This window comes from Sphingobacterium faecale (assembly GCF_016746095.1).
Classification (GTDB): Bacteria; Bacteroidota; Bacteroidia; order Sphingobacteriales; family Sphingobacteriaceae; genus Sphingobacterium; species Sphingobacterium faecale.
Map to the genome: position 1 here is coordinate 429,052 of NZ_JAERTY010000002.1, position 24,002 is coordinate 453,053.

Consider the following 24,002-nt stretch of genomic DNA (forward strand, 5'->3'; position numbering starts at 1 on the left):
TACAGATGAAAAGAATACTTATTACAGTTAAGATGCTATTCTGCATTGGCTTTATACTCATATTGCAGGCGTGTCATCAGGAATTTCTTGCTATAAAGCCCACCAAATCGCTCGTAGTACCACAGAAGCTCGAAGATTTTCAAGGCTTATTGGATAATATGTCAACGATGAATCGAGGGGTTGGTCTGCATATTATCGCCGGAGACGAGATGTTTGTCGAGCCAACAAACCTTTTGCAATATACGCAGATTGATAGGGAGACTTATCTTTGGAGCCTCCCTCCCTATCCCGACAATAGTAGTTATGATTGGAGTGAACCCTACAAAACCATATTCTATGCCAATGTCGTATTGGACGGAGTTACAAAATATAGAGATAGTTCACCTCAATGGCAAGTAATCGAGGCTACAGCAAAGTTTCACAGAGCTTGGGCGCTATACAATCTAGTAGAGGCCTTTGGTGATAAATACGATGTAACTAGACTTAAGGAGCTAAGAGGGATTCCTCTTCGATTAGATCCAGATATTGAAGTTGTCCAGCAGCGTGCCTCACTCTTTGATACTTATAGACAAATTTTTGAAGACTTGGACTTTGCCAAGGCTAGTTTACCCGATAAATTGGAATACGTGACCAGGCCCTCCAAAGTGGCAGCTTTCGCTCTACTGGCCCGGATTTATCTAGCCATTGAAGAATATGATAAAGCATTACTTAATGTTGAGTCAGCAATGGCATTTAAAGCTGAATTGTTAGATTATAATACGTTAACAGCTTCTGCTCCGCGTCCTTTTCCATTGGGTGAGTTAGGAAATAATCAAGAAATTATTTTTTTTAGCTCACTTACAACGGGAAGGTATCTGGTTCTGAATAAAACATTCTGTGATTCATTGCTACTAGAGGATTTTCATCCTGATGATATTAGACGCACGTGCTTTTTTAGTGACGTTCAAAAAAATCGGTCTAACTTTAAAGGGAGTTATTCGGGGTCTTCGATATCATTCGGTGGTTTAGCTACGGATGAGCTATACCTGATCCGAGCAGAATGTCTAATACGCTTAAACCGAAGTAGTGAAGCCAAAATCTATCTTGATAAGTTGTTGTCAAATCGTTGGATGTCGAATAAATATCACCCTATCAAGACGGATAATGCTGATGAATTGTTGCGTTTAACATTAGAGGAACGAAGAAAGCAACTGTTTCTTAGAGGGCGTCGTTGGTCTGATCTAAAACGATTAAATAAAGACCCCCGCTTTCAGATTACATTGAAAAAGCGGGGGACCGATGGACAGCTGTTGGAGCTGCCTCCCGATGATAATCGGTATGTGTTTCCGATTCCAGGTAATGAACTGGAATTTATTAATTAATATATTTTAAGGAGGTAGGATTAATCCTACCTCTTAATTTATGGTTCTACAGTAAAACCCAATGCATATTGACCACCAACAGCATTTTCTATAATCTCGTCTTTGGTCATATCTTTTGGATCCATATCTGCAGGAAGCACCACATGACAGATATCTGGATCTGTTTCACAGGACGTAGTGCTTGAAGGGAGTCCTTGTCTCCATTCAAAATCATTATTGGCATTGAGTACTCGACGCCACTCCTGCGTAGCCACTTCTTCTGTTTTATTATCCATCAGCGTATACGCTGAAAATACTATTATTGATGCTATCGCCAACGTAAAGATGACAGCATATGTTTTTAACTTTTCCATATTATTAATTTTAATAACAGCCGATCTCCCTCTTTCTTTTATTAGGGCGGAGTGATCACTAGTTCCCAATTTTTTATCGCTGCCGCCTTTTCTTTATACACCTGGACACAGCCTGCAAGGTGTACCCTTTTGGTGAGTTTCCCCTTTTCATTGATACCTGGTATCGCCGATCCGTTGTACTTGCGTTTTGATATTTCAAAGTTAGGGCTGCTTTTGCGCTCGAACTTGTACGATTCGTACAGCTAGGAAATATTTTTCAGCTTTTTGTCCATATATCTTTTGGCCTTATAGTAGGCTTCGTTATTGGCAAGCTTGAGAAATGCACTTTTTTGTTCTACGGTAAGCTGTTTGATCAGATTGGGACGATCGAGATGCAGATCGTATAGACGTTCTTCTGCCAGGAGTCCATTGGTGCGGTGTATATGTCTATTGGACTGATTGAGCTTTCGCTGTACTAATCTGTGATAGATGGCTTTGAGTTCATCATGTTGATCCAGCAGCTCCTGTAGATGACTATTCCTGATTTCATACAACAAGGTAGGCTTGAGAAATTTTATAGCCAAGGGTTCTCCGGTGGATGAAAAGGTGTGCTTGGTACCGACAAAGTATTCATTGGTATCGCATATGCGCTCGACGACCAGTCGATCGCCCGCATTGAAATGTTCTTCGGAGACCAGCCCTTGTATGATAAAACACCATTTGGAAACAGCTTCGTCCTCGTGTTTATAATAACTGCCTTTGTTGTATCTCTTGATCTTGCCGAGTGTCGTTAAGTCCAGTTTGATTTCTTCGTTTAAGGAGCTGTAACGTTCAAATTGTATATAGATTCTTTCCATTGTATTTGTGTTGTCATTGATCACTGTATAGCAATTCTTATCCGCTACGGCGGACTTTCGGCTCCGTATCGGATAAAGATGATAGAAAATGAAAAAGGGCAGAGGGGGATTATTGCTTACCTATGCCCCGGTGACATCGAAGGTAAGGGCACGGTTGGCGAATGGATGGTGCATCAGGAAACATACCGCCAATAGATAGTGATAATGGCGGTGTCGTGACCGACTGGGGGTTAATGTTCTAAAATACCTGACCATAGGGTGTAAATTGGATAATATAATCGGGAATGAGCTAATAATATAGAGGGATCGGCAACTAACTGGGTATGCTGAATAGCAGGTCTAAGTTACTAAATAGCTGTGATCTTAAAAATGATTTGTATTACTTAATTCGGTAATTGTTGTCACTACTGGTGCTAACTCCAAACTATTTTGATCTTACGGGGTTATGTAGTCATGGGGGGGGTAGGGGGTCTGTGGGTAAAGCATGTGGATTATGGATGATAGAGAGTGATCTCAACTGATTATAAATCTTATAAAAACTTAAATTTTGTTGTATCGCATAGTAGCTATGGCCGGACTTTGACTGTGCATGTCCTTATGTCATCATGGAAAATATACTCCAGCAACTGGTTATAGAGATCGCCAGAAGCAATGATCTATCAGAAAAGCAGTATGAAACTTTTTTAGTTCAGCAGGCTATCCTTCAGAAGCAGGGACAGCTGATGGAGCTGCTGCAGCGGCGCTTCGGTATTATGGAAGACCTGATGCTCAAGATGTGTGAGATCCTCGACCGTGATCTACTGTCGTTATTGGACCAGCCGCTGCTGTTCAAGCAGGATGTGATGAAAAAGCTGTGCATATCGGATGCGACCTTTCGCAATTACGTAGCAGATGAGAAGCTCGACCCGATGAAGTTGGGCAAGACAGAATACTTCTTTGCACGGGATCTGGCAAAGCAACTTCTGAAGACCAGGAAGGGGCATCAATAGCGCGCAGGTCGCATTTACTATGTAGCGATCGGACGTGGGGTCTGTAGGTTCTACCTAAAATAGCATACCTACTGAGATCAGTAGCTACGGTACTGGACTCAGTACGTCCCGTACCGTATACAGTAAGCGAGCTACTGACTACGGTAGCTCGCTTACTGTGATCAGTAACTGCTTTACTGTTTACAGTAGACGGCATACTGCTTACAGTAGATCAGCTACTGTATGCAGTACCTGATCTACTGTAGGCTATACGCTGCGTACTCATTGCAGTAGGTTCCGTACTGATCACAGTACGCGCCGTACTGTGGTGAGTATGCACTGTACTGTACACAGTACGTGCGCTACTGCATGCTGTAGGGGCGCTACTGTATTCAGTACGGTGTGTACTGAATACAGTCTGCGTCTGTTTTCTTCATTTTTGCTATGGATTGGAGGATCTGGTACGGGATGTCAAGATAAAGGGCTCGACGGCGATACCTACCGGTAGCTATAAGCTGGGGCTGAATACCTATGGAGTGATGAATGCACGCTACAAACGTAAGTTCCCGGAGGTGCACCGCGGTATGATCGAGATCAGGGATGTCCAGAATTTTAAGTACGTCTATATCCATATCGGCAACTATCTCTCCGATACCGAGGGGTGCCTGTTGGTTGGAGAATATTTTAAATTCTACGATGTTGATTATGCCGTATATGAGTCGACTAAGGCTTACAGGATGTTGTATGAGGTGGTGGTAGAGGCGGTAGGTAGGGTACAAGGTTATATAGTTACAAGGTTATAGTTCCCACTGCGCTGCACAAACTTTTATAACCACTATAACTTACTTAACCTCAATGACTTAAAACCAAATGAACAAAATAATCAAAAAAATAAGCCAGGCGGTACAGGTATTGCTGCTGGCTCCGATCAAATTGCTAGGTAAGGCATTGAATATTATTAAATATGTGGCTGTGGGGCTAGGGATATTGGAGGCGGTGACTAGGAAGGAAGTTAACGAGTTATCGAGTGACCAAGTTAACGAGTTATCGAGTGACCAAGTTAACGAGAGTGACAAGGTTGAAGAAGAGCAGTAATGGATAGTGAAGTTATCGAGTTAAGTAGTAAACATGTTATCTAGTGAACGAGTTATCCAGTTTTTTCAAGATAGCAGGTTAACTCAAATAAAGCTGATTAAGTATGGTTTTTAGACCTCTCCGCAAGGTCGAGGTGACGATATTTGCTTTTTAACCTTATAAACTTAAAAACTATGAAATTAAACGAAATACGGGCGGGTACCATAGGTGGTACGCTGTGCTCGATATGGGCTTCGATCACGCTGGGAGATATCCTGCAGACGGTTATCACCGCAGTAATAGGAACAGTAGCCAGCTATATAGTGAGTCAGCTTCTCCACAGAAATAAATATAAGCGTTAGCTAAAATCAAAACAGGACCCGAGAGATCGGATCCTGTTATTTTTGTTTTTCTTTAACCCAATTTATTCCTTTGTCCGACAGATAATACTGTTGATTTCTGCTGGTAGGTTTGTCGGGAATGGTCAATCCTACAAAACCACCTTCAATAGCAGGTTGAAGATAGTTTTTTCTGAAATTCTCTCGGTCTAATAACTCCATCTTTTCTTGAAGTTCACTTCTTGTATATATATCATCAAAAACTTTTAAAAGCTGTTCGACTTGCGGGGTGACTTGCGGGGTGACTACCACTGGTACTGATGAAGGCAATACAATCCTCAAAAAATTATCGGAAAAATGAAAGACATCTTTCTTATAGGCCTTTAATATTCGTGGTATTCCGGAACCGAGTTGTTCTACTAAATCCAGGTCTTTAAAAATCCGCATTAATTCTTTGTTACGAGGCACCGTGAAGCCTTCGAAAAACTCTTCTGGTCGCAATCCTTCTGTTAGTCCACCGTATGAGGTGATCTCTATACGATCATCAAATATTTCGAATTTTGGTGCTGTTTCCCTACTGTAATCATTATGGACAAAACTATTGATGGTAGCTTCGCGCAATGCAATGGCATTCCATAGACGTAATTCTTTTCGTTGTTTCGCCGTTATTTCAGTATGTGTACGATTTTCAACATTCAGTTTGTCTAGAACTTGATTTACCCCTTTGGTTAATGATTCGTAACCATACTCATTGCTTTCTATCAACTGCACACGATTCACCCCCTCGTAGCGAGCGACCTTAACCGATATATTGTTAATATCGTTCATTAGGTAAGCGACATAATTAAAACTGTTCTCTTCGGTCAATAGTTCTAGATTCTTTGCAAACTGTTCGTTTAGACTTTTTCCTAAAGATTGATAATAAATATGAAGCTGTTGAAAATGTAAATCCTGCTTAGGAGATTTGATGTTTCCTATGGAATTTCGGATTCTTCTAGCAAAGAGCTGTTCGATCTGTCTAGTTGGCATGGGTTCGATTGAGCTACCTATGCGAATGAAAGTGCCTTTTTCAGAAAGACCGTATTTTTTAACGTAATAAGGTTTTTCGTACCCGCCAGCTACAATGATTTTTAGTACATCCTTTCCTTCTTGTGTTTCGGAAATTAAATCAAAAAGTCCCAAACAGGATGGTAGTATATTATTCTTAAGACGATACTTTAGGATAAGCTATTCTTGGTCTACATTATCTAATCCTGTAGTTTTTCCATTTTTATCAATACCAATATAGATTATTCCGCCCTCCTTTGTATTCAGAAATGCTACTACCTCCCTTTCCAGTTCAGGTGTTACTTTCTGTTTGAATTCAATACGATGGTTTTCTGTCATGAGGTTATATGTATTTCAGTTGTTGATTATTCCATGTTGAATTTCTTTTTTAATTTGAGGGCCAAATGTGGAGCAATGGTATAGTACCCTTTAGGCTGGCCTGGTACTCTGTAAGAAAAGAGTTTTTTCTTGACACTTTCCTTGTTGATCTGGTCAAATACCTTCTGGAGCAAGGGAGATATAATGATAATCTTCTTTTTTACATCTATTAACATAATATGGTCATACCGGATATAAAGGAGGTCATTGATGTGCAGGAATATACCATCGTAAAAATTTTCTGGACCTTCTTCGTCATCGAATACCATAGGTACAGTAAAGCCATGGTCAATAATGACATAGTCAAATCCCTTTCCATAGATGAATGCATACATTTCTATATCTACCTTGGCTTTAGGTGTGTCTTCGGACGGTGGTTTTGAAAAAGTATTAGCTAGTTTTTCTGCTTTATGAAGTAGCTCTTCACTGTTATCCACAACAGCTGTGGTCTCTTGTGGATAGGAGCTCGGTCTATCGGCGATATACTGTACCATAGTCAAAAAATGCTTTCGATAACCTTTATATAGTGCTAATATGAAAAAGCCAATTGATATAGCGTAAAGGTAGTAGCTTAGGTCTCCCTGATAAGATAGTTTGGTCAACTCGATTTCTATAGCAGGGAAAGGTTCTTTGTCTATAGAATAAGGGGAACGGTAGGGGACTACTTTGTCCAGATCAATGCTTTTCTGCCTGTGGAATAGATATCCAAAGAAAGCAGTATACAAAAAATAAGGAACGAATGACCAGAAGAAGAGTGTGATTTTGGTTAGCGGTCTACGGCTATGAGATCGTGATATTATTAGAGTTATACATAAGGTAAAGAAAGAGGAAAACACTATTGACAAAAGTAGTGCCCATTGTATACGATCTGCTAAAAACTGATCGTAAAGATCGCCTGATAATGTGTGCAAGAGTGGAATGTAAGCACAGAAGGAGCAAGCTGCCGTAATCACGAATGTTGCAGATGGATAGAATATAAAGCTCTTCCAGGCTTGTTCTGGTTTATAGTGGTTAGTCATACTTAAGTATATTGGTTTTTTATAAGTATACTGATTTTTAATTAGATAATCAATTTTTTGAGGTTTATAATCTACAGCTGCAATTTATTTCACTTTTTTGCTAAGGTTCTTCTTTTTGATTCGTATTGGTGGTATTAAGGTAAAAGTAATATGTATGAAACGTCGGAAATAGCTAGGTTGATCAAGAGAAAGATTGAGGGAACTATTACGGTAGATGAGTTGATGGAGCTCAACGAATTAGCTCGACAAAATCCTTCTATCGACAGTTTGCTACTGATGGTGGAGGATGACCGTACTTTACTGGAAGATACAGCGATGTATCTGAGTCTGTCCACAGAACAGGGAAAGTCAGATAGACAGAAGAGGTTGTTGGAAACTACACTTTCCAAAATTCATCAACGGCCTAAGGTACCCCTATTCCGTAGATTGTTACCTTATGCGGGCGTGTTCTGTGTGCTTTTAATGGGTGCTCTTCTGTATTACAGATCGGGAGTGATGGCTCCAGATACTACATTACTTGAAGATCTTGCTCCTGGTACCAATCGAGCTTCTATCACGCTTTCAGATGGTCGTATTATTGAGTTGAGTGAAGACCGACAAGGGGTAATATTGGGCGACCAATTGAAATATGAAGATGGTACATTGATTCAGACGATGGACAATATGGAAGTGGTATATGCTACAATAGCTACTCCAAAAGGCGGTCAGTACCAGATCACCTTATCAGATGGTACGAAGGTATGGTTGAATGCGGAGTCCAAGTTGACTTACCCATCTTTTTTTAAGGAAGGAGGTCGGGTGGTAGAGCTGGAAGGAGAAGCTTATTTTGATGTATCTACGCTTAGTAAAAACGGAAAGAAAATCCCATTTACTGTTAAAACAGATCAGCAACAGGTAGAAGTGGTTGGTACCCAGTTCAATTTGAAAGCTTATCGTGATGATGAAGGCTATACACAGACCACCCTGGTAGAAGGAGCTGTGTCCTTGCACGCTGATGGTCACACTCTCCCTTTGATGCCAGGTGAGCAGGGAGTCCGCAGTGGTAATGGATTCCGCAAAAGACAGGTCGATGTAGGTGCTTACATCTCGTGGAAAAATAATCATTTTGTTTTTGAAGAGGTTGAGTTACGGGATGCGCTCAAGATATTGAGCAGATGGTATGATTTTGATTTCAGTATTGATAATGCTGTGAAACCCACGCATCTATATGCAAGTATCAATAGAGGGAAAAGTTTCAAAGAAGTGCTCCGTATATTGGAAAGTAGTGGAATTCGATTCCGGATGGAGCGTACGGAGGAAAGGAACAAATTATTAATATTCAACTAAAAACCAACCAAAAAATTACTATGGAATAAAAACAGACTAAAAAAGAGAGATAAGAAAAAGTGGTGGACAGTGCGCGAACACTGCCCACAGTTGCTTGATCTATCTATCGTAATTATGATCTCTAGGCAAAGAGAAGATTGCTCATTTTAACAAATTACAATATGATCTAAACAGTACAAATGTATGATTTTTAAAACAAAACCTGAAGGGCTGCATAGGCCTTCTGTTAACCGTGTGCTCTTAATTATGAAATTAATAGTTGTACTTATTTTGCTAAATATTACAGCAGTATGGGCCAATGGATTCGCTCAGAATATCACCCTTAAAGCAAACGGTATGTCTCTGGTGCAGGCCATGAAAAGCATTCAACAACAGACCGGATATGAATTTTTTATAAAAAGTAAAGCCCTCGCACAAATTAAAGTCAGCCCGGATATCCAAAAGATGAAAATCGAAAAGGCTATGGAGAAGCTGTTGCAAGGACAGTCCGTTGCCTGGTTATTAGAGGGTAACACCATCGTCATAAAACCAGCTGCAACCGCTGTGGCAGCGACCGGCAAATCGGTAGTTAACCTGAGGAAAGATGTGATCAGAGAGTTGCCTGTCGTTCAACAGCACCGTATAACAGGGAAAGTGACTGACGCGATTGATGACTCACCGGTATCGGGGGTCAGTGTGTTGGTTAAAGGAACCACGAATGGTACCAACACGGCTGCCGACGGTGTTTACGAAATCGCGGTCAATGAAGGGGATTCTTTGATTTTCTCGATGGTAGGGTATGTGCAGCAAAGGGTAAAAGTCGGAACTTCCAAACTGATCAATATTAGACTGGCTAAGGACAATAAAGAACTGGAAGAAACGGTTGTCGTAGCCTTTGGCCGGCAGGCAAAGGAGAGTGTAGTTTCTTCTATTACTACTGTCAATGTGAAGGATCTACGTTCGCCTTCCAGTAACCTGACTACAGCATTGGCAGGACGTATGGCAGGCTTGGTAGCTTATCAATCTACTGGTGCTCCGGGAGAAGAGGATGCCCAGTTCTTTGTACGTAGTGTCACGTCGTTCGGTAGTGGATTGGCATCGCCCTTGATTCTTATCGATAACATCGAGATGACTTCAAGGGATTTGTCACGTTTGAATCCCGATGATATTGCTAGTTTTTCAATCTTGAAGGATGCTTCAGCCACAGCATTATATGGCGCGCGTGGAGCGAATGGCGTGGTCTTGGTGACGACAAAAGAAGGTGAAAAGGGAAAGGTAAAAACCTCATTTCGTTACGAGACATCAGCCTCAACTCCAACTACTAAGGTGGACGTGGTAGATCCAGTAACTTTTATGGAATATTCGAATATTGCAAGCTTGACACGGCACAATGTATTGACGTATCCACAGGGGAAGATCGATATGACTAGAGATCCGAACCGTAATCCGTATGTGTACCCTGCGGTCAATTGGAAGGACATGATGACAAAGGACTATTCAATCAATCAACGAGCTAATATCAATCTGACGGGAGGTGGTAATGCAGCAACTTATTACTTAGCAGGATCATTCTCCCAGGACAGAGGAATATTAAAAGTAGATAATGTCAACCCTTTCAATACGAATATTGACCTCAAGAAATATACAGTCCGTTCGAATGTGAACCTTAACTTAACGAAGACCTTAGAAGCTAAGGTGAGGCTGAATGCAAACTTTGATGATTATACCGGCCCCATAGGCGAATCTGGTAGTGGTGGGGCTAAAACCTATGGAAGGACGCTGTTGGCAAACCCTGTATTGTTCCCTGCATATTATGCGCCAGATCGGGCTACACAGTATGTGGATCGTATCCTGTTTGGTAACTATTCGGATAGTGAATACGGCGAGGGGGGACCTCAATATATGAACCCTTATGCCGATGTGATGCAGGGTTACGAAGATGTCAGAAATAGTACTATGTTAACGCAGTTGGAGCTGCACCAAGATCTGAAATCGGTAACTGAGGGATTGAAAGCACGTTTTATTGGTAGCTTTACGCGATATTCGGGCTTTAATATCGCTCGCAGTTATAATCCTTTTTACTACCAATATATCAAAGGAACATATAATCCTAATAATCCTGAATTCCCTTATGATTTAGCTTCTTTGAACCCTGAGGGAGGTTCGGACCATATCGATTATTCTGCAGGATCAAAGAGAGTACAGGCTCGCTATTATGCCGAAGGTGCCATGTTGTATAATCGGAAATTCGATGGTAGACATGATGTTGGAGGGCTGTTAGTAGGATCTGTAAAAGAAAGTATGGATGGTAGTCCAAGTAATTTGGACAGCTCTTTGCCATCACGTAATGTGGCCTTGGCTGGTCGGTTTACTTACGGATTATCACAGAAGTATTTTGCCGAGTTCAACTTCGGTGTGAACGGATCGGAGCGTTTCGACCCACGGTATAGGTGGGGTTTCTTCCCATCCTTCGGTTTAGGTTGGCAGGTGTCGGATGAAAAGTTTTGGGAAGGATTGCAATCGATTATTCCTAAGTTCAAGATTAGAGGTACCTATGGTCTCGTTGGTAATGATGTCATTGTAAAGGATGAAGACCGTTTTTTCTTTACGTCTAATATTAATTTGAATGGTCCTGTAGCAGGTCGTTTTGGTAATAACCCTTACGAGACCTTTACACGTCCCACGGTCCAGACCTTGCGTCACGCCAATCCCTTTATCACATGGGAGGTGTCGTATAAAACGAATCTAGCAGTAGAGCTAGGTCTGTTGAATAATGATCTTTCTTTGATTGCTGAAGTCTATCATGAAAAGCGTACCAATATTGTACAGGAAAGGAACGATATCCCTTCTGTGATGGGGGTAGCGGGTATTATCCGTACCAATTACGGTGAAGCAGTAGGCAGAGGTGTGGATCTTACCTTAAATTACAACAAGTCTTTCTATAATGGCATGTGGTATATATTACGGGGTAATTTCACTTATGGTTCGTCCAAGATTACGGTGTATGATGAATTGGATTATTCGGAAGTTGCGCCCTGGCGTTCGGTCATTGGTCAAAAAGTAGGACAGTCAAGAGGATATGTAGCCGAGCGTTTGTTTATAGATGATGACGAGGTGGCCAATTCGCCCATACAGCAAGTGCACCGCACGGGGGGAGATTATCAGGCCGGAGATATCAAATACCGTGATATCAATGGTGATGGAGTAATTAATTCCTTTGATATTGTGCCTATGGGGTATCCGGTTAATCCAGAGATACAGTATGGATTAGGGGCTTCCTTTGGTTATAAGAATTTTGACATATCTGCATTTGTGCAAGGAGAATCACGTTATTCTTTTTTCCTTGACGCGAGCACAATGGCTCCTTTTGTGGAGGTATTCACAGGAGAATTTAAGAATGGAATATGGACGGAGGACTGGGGAAGTAAAACGGGATTAAAGGGTAATAGAGCAATGCTGAGCTTTATTCCTGAAAGCTTATGGACTGAAACTAACCGAGACCTGTATGCCAAATGGCCACGTCTTTCCCCGGATGGTAGCGGTGTTGCTGTTGGTAACAATAACAATTTTGTAAAAAGTAATTATTGGATGCGTACAGCGAGTTATCTGAGACTCAAATCGGTAGAGATGGGGTATAAAATTCCGGATATACGTGGTGTCTCGACACGGGTGTATGCGAGTGGGACAAATCTGTTGACCTTTTCTGATTTTAAATTATGGGATCCGGAGATGCGTGGCAATGGTCTAGCTTATCCCTTGCAACGGGTTTTTAATCTAGGTGTCCAGATCAATTTTTAAACTATAAAGACATACTACATGAAACGTATATATTATTTATTGACTTTTATCTTATTGTCTTCTGTCAGCGGCTGTAATAAGTATCTGGATATTCTGCCTGATAACAAGCCTATACTTGAAGATGCTTTTAAAGATAAGTATAATGCCGAGAAGTATCTATTTACCTGTTATAGTAGCTTGCCAAATGTGGTAAATCCGACTAATACCCTTGGGATCTCGGGTGGGGGAGACATTATTTATTCGGAGAAAAATACAGGAGGTGGTTTCTCTGCTGGTCCCCCTGCTGCACAAATGGCTTTCCTAAAGGGAAATAATGTAGCCAATCCCTATGTCAATTTTTGGGATGGTGCCAATGGTGCCAGTAGAAATATCTGGCAGGGAATACGTCATTGCAATGTGTTCTTGGAACATATCCGTGTCGAAGATGGAGGGCCTCGAGATCTGGATCAATCAACCCGAGATAAGTGGATAGCGGAAGTAAAAACTATAAAAGCTTATCTACATCTATATCTTTTTCAATTGTACGGTCCTATTCCACTTATGGATGAAGTGATTCCTATTTCGGCAAAGGGAGAAGAATTAGCGATCTACCGTGAGCCTGTGGATAAAGTGGTGGATTATATCGTAGGGACATTGGATGAATCGATTGAACATTTGCCAAGCATAGGTGAGCTAGATATTGTGAGCGAATATGGTCGGTTTACAAAGACTATTGCTTTGAGTATCAAAGCAAAGACATTAGTGTTGGCTGCCAGTCCCCTATTTAATAATAATAACAATTATAACGGTTTTAAGGATAAAAGAGGGGTAGAGTTATTCCCTTTTGGTGATAGTAAGATTAAATGGGAGCGCGCATTGGCAGCCTGTGATGCTGCTGTACGGGCTGCTGAAGAAGATGGAGCAATTATTATGGTGACTACGGACGGTGGTAATAATGCCATTCGTGGAGTCAACAGCACCAATATCAATGATACGACCAAGGCTATGGTGAGCCTAAGGCAAGCAGTCACAGCCTCTTGGAATCCAGAGGTGATATGGGCAGTAAATGAGAGTACAACGGTATTACAGCGCTGGGCGACAATGTTGAGCAATGATGAGTATTTTAACTTAGCAGGATCAGCAGGATCAGATATTGGGCAGCGCCAAAGTCCTACGCTGAATGTGGTAGAGATGTTTTATTCATCCAAAGGAGTGCCGATCGAAGAAGATTCAGATTGGGAAACCAAAGGATGGTATCAGACACGATATAATACGCAGCTTCCTGACGCTGAGCATAGCAAATACTTTATAAAAGAAGGGCAAGAGACGGCTGTACTTCATTTCAACCGCTCGCTACGATTTTACGCTTCGGTAGGATTTGATGGTGGTATATGGGAAGGAAGGGAGAAACCATTGAGTGAGGCCTCATTTCCGAATATGATGCGTCATTTTGGTAGCGGATTTAAGCACTCTGAAGCCTATGGTGGTTATCCCTTCTCAGGTTATCTGGCAAAAAAACTGAGTCATTTAAAGACGACCTATACGGAGTCGCGTATAACCTTGATGCGGGAGGATTATTCATTCCCGGTTATCCGACTGGCGGATATGTATCTCTTATTGGCGGAGAGCCTAAATGAGGTGGGCGGCCCTACAAAAACAGACTCCCGAGGAAATGATGCATTTTATTATTTGGATGTGATCAGGGCACGTGTAGGGATGGAAGGAGTAGTAGATAGCTGGAACAAGTATGCTTCAGCAAGGTTCAAATCTAAACCAAGTACCGAAGGTGGGCTCCGTCAGATTATACGACAAGAACGGATGAATGAACTGGCTTTTGAAGGATATTTCTATTATGATGTCAGGAGATGGCTAATGGCAGAGGAAATGTTTAATCGTCCTATTCTAGGATGGAATAAAGATGGAGAAAATAAGACTGATTTTTACAATATCAGGGTGCTGGCACAACCTCGATTCTCTATGAAAGATTACTTAATGCCAATCCGTACGAATACCTTGTTGCAGAGTAAGACGCTCGTGCAGAATCCGGGATGGTAACTATATGACTGATTTTAATTCTTAGAAATGGAAAATACGAAATATATAATAAGCTTTTTAAGCACTTTAATCATTTGTCTATCACTGCTAGTCGGTTGTGGTGACACCTATTTAGGGGTAGAACAGGTGGTTATAGATAGCAATAGGCCTGATAAACTGACCGTGAATAAGGTTGTAGCCAAATCTGGAGCGTTAGAAATTCACTTCAGCATACCAGCTGGTAACCCTAATATTGACCAAGTGGTAGCTACCTATAAGAATAAAGGTGGTAAAAATGTGGAGTTCAAAGTGTCGCGTTATAGTTCTGTGATTTTGGTGGAAGGTTTTACGGGAACAGATGAAAAATCGGTAGAACTTGCTTGTATAGATATTAGTGGTAATAAATCGGATTTGACTATGGTCAATGCCGCCCCTCTTTTATCCCCACTTGAGATTGCTTTTGAATCTCTTTTTGTAGAACCTGCATTTGGTGGGGTCCGCTTAAAATGGGAAAATAATAACGCTAATCCTCTGGCTATTCACGTGCTGACTGAAGATGTTTTGCAAGTAGGTCTAGTGTCACTGGTTGAAGATCCTACCAAGACAATTTATAATAGAGATTCGATCAATACGTTTGCTTTTGTACGGCAATATCCTTCCATCGAACAGAAATTTGGCTTTACGGTGTCTGATAAGTGGGGCAATAGGTCGGATACTTTGATTAATTCGCTGATACCGTATAAGGAAGAGGAAGTAGAATTTAAGTACGTCAAAGCGGTTTCTTTTTTCAACCCTACATTATTCAATGGAAGCCGCGACTATGGTATTTATGGTGTCAATCCGGCCACCGGTTTGCAGAACGATGGTAATGCACATGCTGCAGGAAATGCTCCACAGACGATGTTTAATGGTGTGACCTCAGGCAACCTGTACTATGGCTACAAGTTTGTGAAAAATCTATCAAATACAGATCCTTCAAAACGAGAGATTGTACACGATGTGTATGCGACTTTCGATCTGAATATGGAAGCTCGATTGAACAGAGTGAAAATATCGCCACGAGTTCATATTTCTTATACTTATGCAAGGTCAAGTCCAAAGCGTTTTAGGATATGGGGTACCAATGATGCGAATAGCGCGAGGTGGGCCAAATTTCCAGAAGGTTGGACGCTGATTGGTGAATATGTGGGGAAGACTCCGGTCAATCTAGCGAGTCTGACCGATGAGGAAAAAGATTGGTTCAATATCAATCAAGAATATTTGATCAATGAGGATAATGTTAATCCTGATGCAAAACCCACTGAACCATTCCGCTATATGAGGTTGCAGCTTATGGAGTCTTATAACAAAAACGAAGCGTTTTATACAATCAATGAGTTTCAGATGTTCGGTGAAATATTGAAACGCTATTAACATTGTCTTTACTTAACAATAGAAGCTATGAGCAAAATTAACTATATACTTTTATGGGCATTTTTTCAACTTTTTCTGATAGGCTGCGAAAATGCAGATGATCTGCTGAATCAACATTTAAAAGATGGACCTTTGGTCTATGCTGGTAAGATTAAAGAAATGGACGCACAGTCAGGATATTACCGAGTCCGTGTCAATCTCTTTCCGACCACTGATGCCAATAGGTCACATTGCGTGCTGACTTGGAATACGCAGGGAGATACTAAAGATTCGATGCGAGTGGATTATAATGAGACGAACTTTGATGCAATGATGGGGGGATATTTCAAGATCGTCGAATTTGCTGATCTCCAAGGACCATTAGAAATCAAGGCACAGAATGTTGACAAATTTGGAAATAAGTCATTGGTAGAATCTATCAGTGCCAATATTTACGGAACTGATTATGTCTCGGCATTGGTCAACTCTCCGGCAAAGGTGTCCTCCAAGGTGGATAAAGTGACCTTTGAGGAGCGGGTAGGTGCAGTCGGTAATATCATCAGTTATGAAAAGATAGATGGTAGTTTTACACCAGAAGTTTTTGTGAAAGATAAAAATTATCTCTTGGTAGATGCCAAAAGAGGAGGTGTAGTTCGTACAAAAACACGATTCCTGATCAACGAGACGGATATCGATACGTTGGATGTTACAGCATTTTTGGAGACGAGGATACCCACTAATGACGGAATAGACGTTTATGAGGCGTTATTACAAACCTCTCCTTTTTCGCTGGACAACGAAAGGTTGGCCTTATTGAGACAGATTGAAGTGTTTTCGGATAGTTTTCCGAAAGCTTCGTTTGGACAATATCTTAAGGCCGCGGATGAGGCATCGGTCGATATGGAATATACGACTCCTATCCTATATGCGTATGGTAGGGCTTTTGACAAACTGATGGATGAAGTACAAGATACTGAGGTAGCCTATGGTTCGGTCGCGGTATGGCTTCTGTATAATATGGGCTATGTCGTCAAAACCCCTTCAGTGACTTTTGGTATTGATGTGGACCACCGCTGGGCAGAGAAGCTAGAGCCCTATCTGGATTTCATTTGTGTGACACATAATCATGTAGACCATGCTCATGTAAAACTGATGGATGCTATGAATAAAAAAGGTAAACCTGTATTGTCTAACTTTTATACAAAGGATGCGAAGTACTATTCAAAAGATGCTAAGAACTTTACTATTGGAAATATAAAAATACGTACCGATATTACAGATCATTTGCGGGATCCAGCATTGCCGAAGTTCGTGACTGTATTCCGTATCGAATGTGGTGCGGATGCTGGAAATTTCTCGATGCTGCATTGTGGGGATTCAGGATTCAGACCGACTGAGTTTACAAAGGTAGAAGGACCTTTAGATTTGGCTGTCTTAAGGTGGGGGGCGCCACGAGAAAATGATATTTTGGGGACGGGCAGTGGTCAAGTGGAACCTAAGTACGCTATATTGTCTCATTTGATAGAGCTGAGGCATGATCCGTATCCAAATGGACAGGCTTCTATCTCGCAAACACTGAAACATCTGCCTGGGGTCAAATGCGATAATACCATAATTCCGTTTTGGGGAGAGAAAATGGTTTGGAAAAATGGACAAATGCAATAAATATCAACATATGTTTAAATACGCTTTATCAATTTTATTACTCGCTTTTTGTCAGCTTTCGAGTGCCCAAAAGAGATCTTTTGAGAAGAACCAGAAAAATTATGTAAATGTAGGGGTAGAGACGATCAAGAAGTTGAACAAAACCAGCCCTTTGGTATTGAGTGAGGAGCGTGTATCCTTGTTGAAGACAATTGATACTTATTCTGACCCTTATTCTGACCTTCCTTTTAAAGAGTACCTGAAGAAATCTGAGGACGAAGCGGAAGAATTGGAACATAAAGAACCTATTCTATATGCCTATAGAACGGCGTTTGAGAAGGTGTTGAAAGAGGTAAAGCATACCAAGGTCAAAAAAGGTACAGCATCCGTCTGGATGCTGTACAATATGGGATTTGTCATTAAGACACCTTCTGGCTGTTTTGGAATAGATGTAGACCATCGGTTGGCAGAACAATTGGCTCCTTATCTAGACTTCTTGTACATTACGCATAACCATGGCGATCATGCCAATCTGAAATTGATGGCTGCCATGAAGCATTTGAACAAGCCTGTGATTACTAATTTTGATATCGACAACGCGCCCTATTTCTCCACTGTTGCCACAGGTTATAAAATTGGAAACTTTACATTACAAACCGATATATCAGACCATTTGAGAAGTCCTGAACTGTCCAATTTTGTAGCCGTGGTTCGAATTGATTGCGGAGATGATGCAGACAATTTTTCTATCCTACATTGCGGAGATTCTGGCTTTGATCCACAACGGTTCAAAAAAGTACAGGGGCCGGTAGACGTAGTGGTATTGCGTTGGGGTGAAGCAAGAGAAAATGAAATTTTAGGTGCGGGAGATGGTCAGGTCCAAACTAACTATGCGCTACTGTCGCATCTTATTGAAATGAGGCATAAACCTTACCCTAAAGGACAGGCCTCTATTACACAGACCTTGAAACATCTTCCTCATGTGACCTGTAAAAACACCATTCTTCCGTTTTGGGGAGAAATGTTGACTTGGGAAAATGGGGAATTGAAGTAGCTTCTTATATAACATACGCCTAACATACTCCTTATGTTAGGCGTATGTTATATAATGATTATCTAATCGTTGGGTGCTGTCTTTTCTAGCTGGTTTTATTTAATTTCGCTTCGAACTATTTATTAGCTGTATGTAGGTGCATTTTTTAGGCTTACCTGCTGCGGTTTTTGATTTATAATGCTTAACTTAGTTATGCCATCAAAATTATTTAAACCTCTGAAGTGTGAAAGACGACCTGAAATATGTTGAAATTTTATCTCTTGGACATGAGTCAGGTTTGCAATATTTTATCGCTCAATTTGGAGAACCTTTACATTTTTTTGCTTACAAAATTACAAAGAATAGAGAGGTCTCCGAAGAGATAGTTTCCGAGTCGTTTTGTAAACTCTGGCAACGAAAAGAAAAAATGGAAACCTATGAAATGATACGATCTTTTCTGTTTTCGGTGACTAGAAATGCCTGTTATGATCACATGGGGTCCGCATATCAAAAAAAGATCTCTCTATCGTATAATGACTGGACCGCTATCGAAGGAAAAGAAGGGGATATGTTGGGACAGATCATCTATATCGAATTGATAAAACAGATTGTTCAAGAACTGGAAAAGCTACCTAAGCAACAGGCCGAAGTATTTCGTATGGCCTATCTAGAGGGAATGGAAACAAAGGAAATCTGCGACCTGCTCGGTACGACAACAAGTACCGTTTATTTTGCAAAATCAAAAGCGGTATCTACGCTCCGTATGATATTTAAAGAAAAAGATATAGGCCTCTACCTCGCACTTATTACTTGGTTCTTACCTTTAAACTGATCGATTACTTTCGATGTGAATAGCTCTAGAATATGATATCTATCACTTAAAAATATAATTTTCTGCATAGGAACTGGAACTGTAAGTTGTTAGATTTGTGGTTAATATGGGTAGAATCTTTTCCTCAATCACTATCCGGCAGTGGACGGTCTTGGGCGTATTCAATTTGATGTTGGTAGCCGCCCTTGGACTGCTGATGCGCAGTATGGTGATCTTTCCGCAGACATGGCTTAATCAGAAGTTTATTCTTCACGCACATTCGCATTTCGCTTTTTCGGGTTGGATATCCCATATGCTGATGCTTTTTATGGCTATGGTGGCATTGCGGCGTGAACCAGATGCGTGTCTTCCAAAACGTTATCAGCTGCTTTTAGGGGCTAATATGTTGGCCTCCTACGGTATGTTGTTCTGTTTTTCCTGGCAAGGGTATGGACGTTATTCCATCATCTTTTCCACGCTTACCATCTTGCTGTCTTATGTATTTGTAGGGATGCTGTGGCGTACTGTTGGGCAAGCTGCGCTGTCTCCCTTGGTGCGGAAATGGTTTAGGGCAGCACTTGTCTTTTTAGTGCTGTCTTCAGTTGGGACATTTTACCTGGCTTATCTGCAGGCGACACATAATGTAGACGGTGATAAGCAACTATCAGCCGTATATTTTTTTCTTCACTTTCAATATAATGGTTGGTTTTTCTTCGCTTGCATGGGCTTGTGGCATCATTGGTTAGCCTCGCATAAGATAGAAGTGTCTGGTGGGACAATACTGTATCGTTTTTTTGCATTGACTTGTGTACCTGCTTACCTGTTGTCGCTACTGTGGATGGATCTGCCCGTATGGTTGTATGTTATTTTGGGTATGGCAGTCGTGTGTCAGAATGTGAGTTGGTTTTATTGGGTAGTGGGAATGGTCCAGGGGGTGAAGCGAGGAAAAGGTATACAGCCGGTCTGGCTGCGCAGTGTACTGCTGTGTGTGCTATTGGCTGCGTGTCTTAAATTGCTGCTGTACGTTATGGCGCTGATTCCCACATTTCAACAGCTGACCTACAGTTTCCGTCCGATTGTGATTGGGTATTTACATTTGGTGCTGTTGGGCATAATCACGTTATTTATTTTGGGCTTTGTATTTTTGAATGCTGTTGCCCGTGAAACTCCGCTCACCAAGTGGGCGTTGATATCATTTATAGTGGGGATTGTTGGTAATGAATCTTTGCTATTGTTGGAAGGGGTGACCGGAATGCAGGGAGTCTACATTCCCTATATACCTTTGGGGCTGGCGGTAGTTGCCTTGCTGTTGTTTTTGTCAATCGGGCTGCTCTGGATATCAATATTCTTAGGCCGTAAAAATGTAGAAGGTGCTGCTGGTTAAGAAAAGAGTGATAATTGTTGGCCTTTTTGGGTTTGAATGGGCTTCTTGGAATCGCCCATCACGGTCTTGCCGCCGTATTGCCAAGCGTTTTTCCGTTCTTGTTCGATAACTTGTTGGACGTCAAAGCGAGGGGTAAATTGTTGCTCTGTCTGTAATACAATCTGATGAAGTTTTTGTATGGTTTTTAGCTTGTCTGTATGGCCTAATTTTGATTTTTCTATTCCATTGCGCAGTATGGCGATTCCTTCGTCATAGACCTTGGTGAGAACTGGAAACGGATGCCCGTCTTTTCCGCCATGGGCGAAGGAAAAACGTGCTGGATCGTCGAAGCGGCAGGGTGCGCCGTGTATGATTTCGCTGACCAGTGCCAGTGACTGTAAGGTCCGGGGACCCACGCCCTGTAGAAGGAGCAGATCTTCAAAAGTGTGGATATCGGCCTCGCGGGTGACATATAAAAGTGCGCCCAGTCGTTTTAAATTGACATCCTTGGATTGGACATCGTGTCTCATAGGCATGTGTAGGTGGCGGATTTGTCGGAGGGTGTATTCAGCATCGTCTTTTGATAGTGATAAGATGCCTTGACGGTTTTGAGTGGCTTCCAAAGCGGTCAGGTTTAAGATCCTTCCTCTGGATACACCGCGTATACCACTATGGGGTTGATCGATGAATGACTTTAGATGCTGGGAGTGCCAGTGGTAGCGTCGGGCGGTACCATCGTATTGGTGCATGCCCTGTTGTACTACGGCCCAGTTCCCTTCATTGGAAACAATAAAGTTGTGAAGATATAACTGATAGCCATCTTGTATGGCGGTATTGTCTACCTTGGCCGTGAGCTTACTCGCTCTAACGAGGCTGTTACCATCTACTCCTGTGGCATATGCTACACGCTGTATCTCGTCTGGTGTGTGGCGGGACAATTTTCCTTTGCCTCCACAGATGTATAGTCCGAGTTGTGCGGAATGTGGATTAATGGCTCTTTTCAGTGCACCCATGACGGAGGTCGTGATGCCGGATGAATGCCAGTCCATGCCCAGTACAGCACCAAAACTCTGGAACCAAAAAGGGTCAGCCAATCTTTTCAAGACTTCGTCCTTTCCATAGTCGGTCAATATATTTTCGACAATGGAAAGACCTAACGCCGACATACGCTCGTAAAGCCAGCTGGGAACTTTGCCGTAGTGTAAGGGTAGATCTGCCGTGCCGGATCGCTTCATGGATTGCTAATTTTATTAGTGTAAACTTAGTGTTTTTTTAATAGGTTTTTAGGATTCTTTTTTTCTTTAAGTATTTTATAACTTCGTATATCCAATTATATCGTTTACAAAATTAATAAGAAGTTTACATAGCATTAATTTACTTGTAATACATTTGGCTTATGGCTATTGCTGGATTTAAAATCACTGCTAAAGAGTTTGATCAGTTCCGAGATGGAGATGAGCAGGTATTTGAATCTGTATACCACGCTTATTATAAAATGCTGTTTACAAAAATTAATAATCTTTGTAACGATACGGAATTGAGTAATGAGGTAATACAGGAGACTTTTATTCAATTATTTATTAATAAAGAAAAGATAAAGGAACCAGAAGCACTCTATCCCTTTTTGTATACGGTATCAAAACGTATGGCCATATCTGCGTTTCGTAAATCTGTGGTTCGAATGCAGTACCAGGAATATCTGCAATATACCTTTGAAGAAAGCAGTGAAGCCGGAGGCTTGTCCATCTTGGATGATGATATGACAAGCCGGATTCATGAAATGATAGATGAACTCCCAACAGAACAGAAAAAGGTGTTTAAAATGAACAAGATTGAGGAAATGAGCTATAAAGAAATTGCCGAATCCGTAGGTGTCTCTCCTCATACAGTCAGAAATCAAATCGCTAATGCTACAAAACTGATACGGCTCAAAGTCAGTAAAATGTTGTTTTTATCCCTTTTTTTACTTTTTTTACTTTCGCAATAGTACATTTTTCATACTGATGCGTGTATACTTATAGAAGTATCACAGCAGATGGAAGAAAAGAGACTAAGAGAACTGATTTCAAAATATCATAACGGACAATGCACCGAGCAGGAGTATCATGAGCTTCAGGAGGTGTTGGCAGATCCTGTACAGCATGATTTATTGGAAAATTATTACGACAATCTGCAGCCCCAAGAGAAAGTGCCGGAAGTTAACCTCTATGGATCTGATAGGATTCTAAAGAATGTTTGGAATGACAATCGGGTAGGACAACAAAGAAAGGCACGTCGGATTGATCAAAAACAAACTATACCATATTATAAAATTGCTGTTGCTGTTTTACTGATTCTAGGCTCTGTCATCTGGTGGTACCCCAAGTCAAAGGTAGGCGACCTTGTTGCGAGGACTGGAAGTGAAGTGGTGCATGGCCAGGATCGCGCGCAAATTCAGTTGGACGATGGCCGCATATTTGATTTAGATAGTCTGAGTGGTGGAGCAGAATTGATGGATAAAGGTTTTTATCTAACCAATGGAGAAGGTAAAGAAATGGTGTTCAGGTATAGTCCTACTGGAACGAGCACGGGTAGTTTGAAGTACCATACCTTATCTACACCTAAAGGAGGGCAGTTTAAGTTGGAACTACCAGATGGGACGCTAGTATGGCTGAATGCGGAAAGCAAAGTGAGTTTTCCTGCGCATTTTCTAGATAGAGAGCGAATTGTGAAGTGTGAAGGAGAAGTGTATTTTGAGGTGGCAAAACGTACAATAGCCGATAAGCAGATTCCTTTTAAGGTGATCACGAAAGATCAGGAACTCGAGGTTTTAGGGACTACATTTAATATCAGTAGCTATGGAAGCACCGTAGTAACCACGTTGGTAGAAGGGAGAGTCAGCCTAAAGGATCATCACGGTCAAGTATTTCTCGAACCCAATCAACAAGCTGTTTTTGATAAGTCCTTTGAAATAAAAGCTATAGATCCTATGTACGCCGTGGCATGGAAAGATGGGGATTTTGCTTTTCACAAATCTAAAATTGAAGATGTAATGGCTGCGGTATCCCGTTGGTACGATGTAGAGATCCACTTCGAAGGGGATTTCAGTAAGGATTCGTTCACCGGAACTATATCTAAATATGAAAATATAGACAAACTACTAGAAACGATAGCGCTCACAGGCTCTATAAAATTTTCAAGAGAAGGGAGGGTAATCACTGTAAAGAAATAGAAACGAAAACCTAAAAAGATCAGGAGTGCTTGCAACACCCCTGACTTGGAGTCAGCGA

21 protein-coding genes are annotated in these 24,002 nt (G+C 41.4%); 15 read left to right on the forward strand and 6 right to left on the reverse strand.

Annotated elements, in window-relative coordinates:
• The first annotated feature begins 5 nt into the window (after positions 1-5).
• Positions 6-1,361, forward strand: a complete 1,356-nt coding sequence (locus tag JKG61_RS04835) for a RagB/SusD family nutrient uptake outer membrane protein (RefSeq protein ID WP_202101845.1) — start codon at positions 6-8, stop codon at positions 1,359-1,361.
• A gap of 38 nt (positions 1,362-1,399) precedes the next feature.
• On the opposite strand, the gene JKG61_RS04840 is transcribed toward JKG61_RS04835, so the two are convergent.
• Both JKG61_RS04840 and JKG61_RS04845 read right to left on the reverse strand, forming a co-directional pair.
• Positions 1,400-1,714 carry a hypothetical protein gene (locus JKG61_RS04840; RefSeq protein WP_202101846.1) on the reverse strand — a complete coding sequence of 105 codons (315 nt, stop codon included), beginning with the start codon at positions 1,712-1,714 and terminating at the stop codon, positions 1,400-1,402.
• Between the two features lie 242 nt (positions 1,715-1,956).
• Complete coding sequence (locus tag JKG61_RS04845; RefSeq protein WP_202101847.1) at positions 1,957-2,550, reverse strand: Crp/Fnr family transcriptional regulator; 594 nt, start codon at positions 2,548-2,550, stop codon at positions 1,957-1,959.
• A gap of 605 nt (positions 2,551-3,155) precedes the next feature.
• Here JKG61_RS04845 and JKG61_RS04850 point away from each other — a divergent pair.
• The 4 genes from JKG61_RS04850 to JKG61_RS04865 all read left to right on the forward strand — a co-directional run bounded on the left by JKG61_RS04850 (position 3,156) and on the right by JKG61_RS04865 (position 4,954).
• Positions 3,156-3,539, forward strand: a complete 384-nt coding sequence (locus JKG61_RS04850) for a hypothetical protein (RefSeq protein ID WP_202101848.1) — start codon at positions 3,156-3,158, stop codon at positions 3,537-3,539.
• A gap of 428 nt (positions 3,540-3,967) precedes the next feature.
• Entirely contained in the window at positions 3,968-4,321 is a 354-nt protein-coding gene (locus tag JKG61_RS04855) for a DUF5675 family protein (protein WP_202101849.1), read from the forward strand.
• 67 nt (positions 4,322-4,388) lie between these two features.
• Complete coding sequence (locus tag JKG61_RS04860; protein WP_202101850.1) at positions 4,389-4,613, forward strand: hypothetical protein; 225 nt, start codon at positions 4,389-4,391, stop codon at positions 4,611-4,613.
• A gap of 173 nt (positions 4,614-4,786) precedes the next feature.
• The gene (locus JKG61_RS04865) at positions 4,787-4,954 is read left to right on the forward strand and encodes a hypothetical protein (protein WP_202101851.1); all 168 of its coding nucleotides are present in this window, start codon (positions 4,787-4,789) and stop codon (positions 4,952-4,954) included.
• A 36-nt stretch (positions 4,955-4,990) separates the two neighbouring features.
• Here JKG61_RS04865 and JKG61_RS04870 read toward each other — a convergent pair whose 3' ends face one another.
• The 3 genes from JKG61_RS04870 to JKG61_RS04880 are packed head-to-tail and all read right to left on the reverse strand — an operon-like array spanning position 4,991 to position 7,374.
• Positions 4,991-6,112: a Fic family protein gene (locus tag JKG61_RS04870; RefSeq protein WP_202101852.1), complete on the reverse strand. Its 1,122-nt coding sequence runs from the start codon at positions 6,110-6,112 to the stop codon at positions 4,991-4,993.
• A gap of 45 nt (positions 6,113-6,157) precedes the next feature.
• Positions 6,158-6,316 carry an AlbA family DNA-binding domain-containing protein gene (locus tag JKG61_RS04875; RefSeq protein WP_202101853.1) on the reverse strand — a complete coding sequence of 53 codons (159 nt, stop codon included), beginning with the start codon at positions 6,314-6,316 and terminating at the stop codon, positions 6,158-6,160.
• A 26-nt stretch (positions 6,317-6,342) separates the two neighbouring features.
• Complete coding sequence (locus JKG61_RS04880) at positions 6,343-7,374, reverse strand: hypothetical protein (protein ID WP_202101854.1); 1,032 nt, start codon at positions 7,372-7,374, stop codon at positions 6,343-6,345.
• A 150-nt stretch (positions 7,375-7,524) separates the two neighbouring features.
• On the opposite strand from JKG61_RS04880, the gene JKG61_RS04885 reads away from it, so the two are divergent.
• From JKG61_RS04885 to JKG61_RS04920, 8 genes are all read left to right on the forward strand, one after another.
• The gene (locus JKG61_RS04885) at positions 7,525-8,700 is read left to right on the forward strand and encodes a FecR family protein (protein WP_202101855.1); all 1,176 of its coding nucleotides are present in this window, start codon (positions 7,525-7,527) and stop codon (positions 8,698-8,700) included.
• Between the two features lie 246 nt (positions 8,701-8,946).
• Entirely contained in the window at positions 8,947-12,477 is a 3,531-nt protein-coding gene (locus JKG61_RS04890) for a SusC/RagA family TonB-linked outer membrane protein (protein WP_202101856.1), read from the forward strand.
• A gap of 18 nt (positions 12,478-12,495) precedes the next feature.
• Positions 12,496-14,511 carry a RagB/SusD family nutrient uptake outer membrane protein gene (locus JKG61_RS04895; protein WP_202101857.1) on the forward strand — a complete coding sequence of 672 codons (2,016 nt, stop codon included), beginning with the start codon at positions 12,496-12,498 and terminating at the stop codon, positions 14,509-14,511.
• Between the two features lie 27 nt (positions 14,512-14,538).
• A complete protein-coding gene (locus JKG61_RS04900; protein WP_202101858.1) occupies positions 14,539-15,903 on the forward strand; it encodes a DUF5126 domain-containing protein in 1,365 nt (454 codons plus the stop codon).
• Between the two features lie 27 nt (positions 15,904-15,930).
• Positions 15,931-17,547: a DUF4998 domain-containing protein gene (locus JKG61_RS04905; RefSeq protein WP_202101859.1), complete on the forward strand. Its 1,617-nt coding sequence runs from the start codon at positions 15,931-15,933 to the stop codon at positions 17,545-17,547.
• A 10-nt stretch (positions 17,548-17,557) separates the two neighbouring features.
• On the forward strand, positions 17,558-18,580 hold the full coding sequence (locus tag JKG61_RS04910) for an MBL fold metallo-hydrolase (RefSeq protein WP_202101860.1): 1,023 nt from the start codon (positions 17,558-17,560) through the stop codon (positions 18,578-18,580).
• Between the two features lie 223 nt (positions 18,581-18,803).
• The gene (locus JKG61_RS04915; RefSeq protein ID WP_202101861.1) at positions 18,804-19,391 is read left to right on the forward strand and encodes an RNA polymerase sigma factor; all 588 of its coding nucleotides are present in this window, start codon (positions 18,804-18,806) and stop codon (positions 19,389-19,391) included.
• A 106-nt stretch (positions 19,392-19,497) separates the two neighbouring features.
• Positions 19,498-20,754 carry a hypothetical protein gene (locus tag JKG61_RS04920; RefSeq protein WP_202101862.1) on the forward strand — a complete coding sequence of 419 codons (1,257 nt, stop codon included), beginning with the start codon at positions 19,498-19,500 and terminating at the stop codon, positions 20,752-20,754.
• Here JKG61_RS04920 and JKG61_RS04925 read toward each other — a convergent pair.
• Complete coding sequence (locus JKG61_RS04925; RefSeq protein ID WP_202101863.1) at positions 20,751-21,968, reverse strand: DUF763 domain-containing protein; 1,218 nt, start codon at positions 21,966-21,968, stop codon at positions 20,751-20,753. The two genes, JKG61_RS04920 and JKG61_RS04925, sit on opposite strands and share 4 nt — an antisense overlap.
• A gap of 161 nt (positions 21,969-22,129) precedes the next feature.
• On the opposite strand from JKG61_RS04925, the gene JKG61_RS04930 reads away from it, so the two are divergent.
• Both JKG61_RS04930 and JKG61_RS04935 read left to right on the forward strand, forming a co-directional pair.
• The gene (locus JKG61_RS04930) at positions 22,130-22,720 is read left to right on the forward strand and encodes an RNA polymerase sigma factor (protein ID WP_202101864.1); all 591 of its coding nucleotides are present in this window, start codon (positions 22,130-22,132) and stop codon (positions 22,718-22,720) included.
• Positions 22,721-22,768: 48 nt separating this feature from the next.
• A complete protein-coding gene (locus JKG61_RS04935) occupies positions 22,769-23,944 on the forward strand; it encodes a FecR family protein (RefSeq protein WP_202101865.1) in 1,176 nt (391 codons plus the stop codon).
• Positions 23,945-24,002: the final 58 nt, after the last annotated feature.

Coding starts and splice junctions, on each gene's coding strand:
- JKG61_RS04850 (WP_202101848.1), top strand. CDS start 3,156: ATGGAAAATATACTCCAGCAACTGGTTATAGAGATCGCCAGAAGCAAT.
- JKG61_RS04925 (WP_202101863.1), bottom strand. CDS start 21,968: ATGAAGCGATCCGGCACGGCAGATCTACCCTTACACTACGGCAAAGTT.
- JKG61_RS04935 (WP_202101865.1), top strand. CDS start 22,769: ATGGAAGAAAAGAGACTAAGAGAACTGATTTCAAAATATCATAACGGA.
- JKG61_RS04865 (WP_202101851.1), top strand. CDS start 4,787: ATGAAATTAAACGAAATACGGGCGGGTACCATAGGTGGTACGCTGTGC.
- JKG61_RS04900 (WP_202101858.1), top strand. CDS start 14,539: ATGGAAAATACGAAATATATAATAAGCTTTTTAAGCACTTTAATCATT.
- JKG61_RS04895 (WP_202101857.1), top strand. CDS start 12,496: ATGAAACGTATATATTATTTATTGACTTTTATCTTATTGTCTTCTGTC.
- JKG61_RS04835 (WP_202101845.1), top strand. CDS start 6: ATGAAAAGAATACTTATTACAGTTAAGATGCTATTCTGCATTGGCTTT.
- JKG61_RS04845 (WP_202101847.1), bottom strand. CDS start 2,550: ATGGAAAGAATCTATATACAATTTGAACGTTACAGCTCCTTAAACGAA.
- JKG61_RS04910 (WP_202101860.1), top strand. CDS start 17,558: ATGTTTAAATACGCTTTATCAATTTTATTACTCGCTTTTTGTCAGCTT.
- JKG61_RS04840 (WP_202101846.1), bottom strand. CDS start 1,714: ATGGAAAAGTTAAAAACATATGCTGTCATCTTTACGTTGGCGATAGCA.
- JKG61_RS04930 (WP_202101864.1), top strand. CDS start 22,130: ATGGCTATTGCTGGATTTAAAATCACTGCTAAAGAGTTTGATCAGTTC.
- JKG61_RS04920 (WP_202101862.1), top strand. CDS start 19,498: ATGGGTAGAATCTTTTCCTCAATCACTATCCGGCAGTGGACGGTCTTG.
- JKG61_RS04875 (WP_202101853.1), bottom strand. CDS start 6,316: ATGACAGAAAACCATCGTATTGAATTCAAACAGAAAGTAACACCTGAA.
- JKG61_RS04890 (WP_202101856.1), top strand. CDS start 8,947: ATGAAATTAATAGTTGTACTTATTTTGCTAAATATTACAGCAGTATGG.
- JKG61_RS04905 (WP_202101859.1), top strand. CDS start 15,931: ATGAGCAAAATTAACTATATACTTTTATGGGCATTTTTTCAACTTTTT.
- JKG61_RS04885 (WP_202101855.1), top strand. CDS start 7,525: ATGTATGAAACGTCGGAAATAGCTAGGTTGATCAAGAGAAAGATTGAG.
- JKG61_RS04880 (WP_202101854.1), bottom strand. CDS start 7,374: ATGACTAACCACTATAAACCAGAACAAGCCTGGAAGAGCTTTATATTC.
- JKG61_RS04860 (WP_202101850.1), top strand. CDS start 4,389: ATGAACAAAATAATCAAAAAAATAAGCCAGGCGGTACAGGTATTGCTG.